This is a genomic window from Photobacterium lucens, from assembly GCF_009873615.1.
Classification (GTDB): domain Bacteria; phylum Pseudomonadota; class Gammaproteobacteria; order Enterobacterales; family Vibrionaceae; genus Photobacterium; species Photobacterium lucens.
The window spans coordinates 1-2002 of the sequence record NZ_SSMG01000258.1 but is presented as its reverse complement, the minus strand read 5'-3'; the positions used below and the strand labels follow the sequence as shown (position 1 = coordinate 2002).

General features: G+C 34.8%; 2 protein-coding genes. Both read left to right on the top strand.

All coding sequences use genetic code 11. The features are described from left to right. The first annotated feature begins 37 nt into the window (after positions 1-37). Positions 38-643, top strand: a complete 606-nt coding sequence (gene gfa, locus E5A76_RS11095) for an S-(hydroxymethyl)glutathione synthase (protein WP_161118969.1) — start codon at positions 38-40, stop codon at positions 641-643. A gap of 162 nt (positions 644-805) precedes the next feature. Then, entirely contained in the window at positions 806-1375 is a 570-nt protein-coding gene (gene gfa / locus E5A76_RS11090) for an S-(hydroxymethyl)glutathione synthase (protein ID WP_053986763.1), read from the top strand. The last annotated feature ends 627 nt before the right edge of the window (positions 1376-2002 follow it).

Below are 2002 nucleotides of genomic sequence, written 5' to 3'. Positions count from 1 at the left end.
TAGTGAACCTGCACATCTAAATTAAATAAGTCTAATAATGCTAAATCTATTTGCTAAATTTTTTAAACCTAAAAACAAGCCGACTATAATTAATATTCACCCTGCTGTTAATCATGGTATTAACCCAACAAATAACACATTAAATGGTGGTAAATTACAATGCCATTGTCGACATAATAAAGTCGTTGTTAATTTAGAATCACAAACAGCGCATAATCATATTTGTGGTTGCTCTAAATGTTGGAAACCTAACGGTGCTTTATTTTCACAAGTGGCGGTTATTCCTCGTGACAAATTAAACGTAACCGCTAATGCTGATAAATTAGCGATTATTGATGATGCAGCAGTGATCAAGCGTTATGCATGTAAAGACTGTGGTGTGCATATGTACGGCCGTATCAAAGACACAAACCACCCTTTCTATGGCTTAGACTTTGTACATACTGAGCTATCGCCAACGCAAGGCTGGTCTGCTCCAACATTTGCCGCCTTTGTTTCTTCAATCATTGAGACTGGCACTGAATTGAAAGACATGGCAGCTATTCGTGCTCGCATTGAAGAATTAGGTATGGAATCTTACGATTGCTTATCTCCAGATCTAATGGATGCTATCGCTACCCATATTGCACAGCAAAACAAGTAATAATTCATTTTATTATTTCAACACAGTAATAATCATTTACTGGAATGCTTATTGTTTAATAGCGTTAACAATTTAAAATACTTTTATTCTCTAATTAAACATAGTTAGTTGAATAATTAATATAAAATAAATAATACCCTACAAATAATTAAGAATACTAATATGACTATTAAATTACATCCATCCATTGATAATGGTTTTAAACCAACAAAAGAAAACTTTGCAGGTGGCGTATTAAACTGTAAATGTGAAACGAATACTGTTCGCGTAAAACTTGCAGGTCAAACAGCACATAACCATGCTTGTGGTTGTTCTAAATGTTGGAAACCTGAAGGTGCAATTTTCTCTCAAATCGCTGTTATCTCTCGTGACAATGTCGAAGTTATTGCTAACGCCGATAAGTTAGTGGTTGTTGATGAAAATGCAGTGATCAAACGTCATGCATGTAAAGAGTGTGGTGTACATATGTACGGTCGTATCGAAGATACTAACCACCCATTCCATGGTTTAGACTTTGTTCACACAGAGCTTTCAACTGACGAAGGTTGGTCTGCTCCTGAGTTTGCTGCTTTTGTTTCTTCAATCATTGAAACAGGCACAGATCCTAAAGACATGACTGCTATCCGTTCTCGTCTAAAAGAGCTAGGTCTAAATCCTTACGATTGCCTATCTCCAGCACTAATGGATGCGATCGCAGCTCACGTTTATGCTCAAAACCATAAAGACGCATAAATAATAAAACACATCCAATAACGTTTTAAGCCCGGATCTTACCGCTAGGATTCGGGCTTTTTTCTGTTTGATATAAACTATGTTAGTTATTACTCAACCTCACCTTCCGATTTGGAACAAAATCACAAGAACTTCAACTTCAACTTCAACTTCAACTTCAAACATCGTAAATGTTCTCATCTAAGTTGCAGTAGTTCTGACAACAGTGAATAAGAAACAAGATGACATGCAGTTCTCTATGCATAAAAAGTCAGTATCTCAAGCTACACTGAAATTTAGCGTTACCCACAGAATATCGCCTCTAACTGAGCTAATTAACTGCCATCACATCAATACAAGTAAAAAAAATTTAAATTAGATGATGTGAAATCTAAACGTTTAGTTTTCCTTCAATACACTATTATTTACTGCTCCTTTCAAATACCAATAAACGATTCCACCATATCTAACGGAATCAAGACATCAGCACAATAAAAACAACAAATACAATTAAATATCAATGATTTAAAACAAATAAAGCAATAATCAAGCATTCCTTATTATCATAAACTACACTAGCTATAGGTGTTCTATCATAGGTAGACACCGTTTTTTTATGCTTATAGATCAAGAAATAATTCGCAATTA

What these genes read in the sequence shown, in the direction of transcription:
- gfa (WP_161118969.1), top strand. Translation starts at nt 38, where the DNA reads ATGCTAAATCTATTTGCTAAATTTTTTAAACCTAAAAACAAGCCGACT.
- gfa (WP_053986763.1), top strand. Translation starts at nt 806, where the DNA reads ATGACTATTAAATTACATCCATCCATTGATAATGGTTTTAAACCAACA.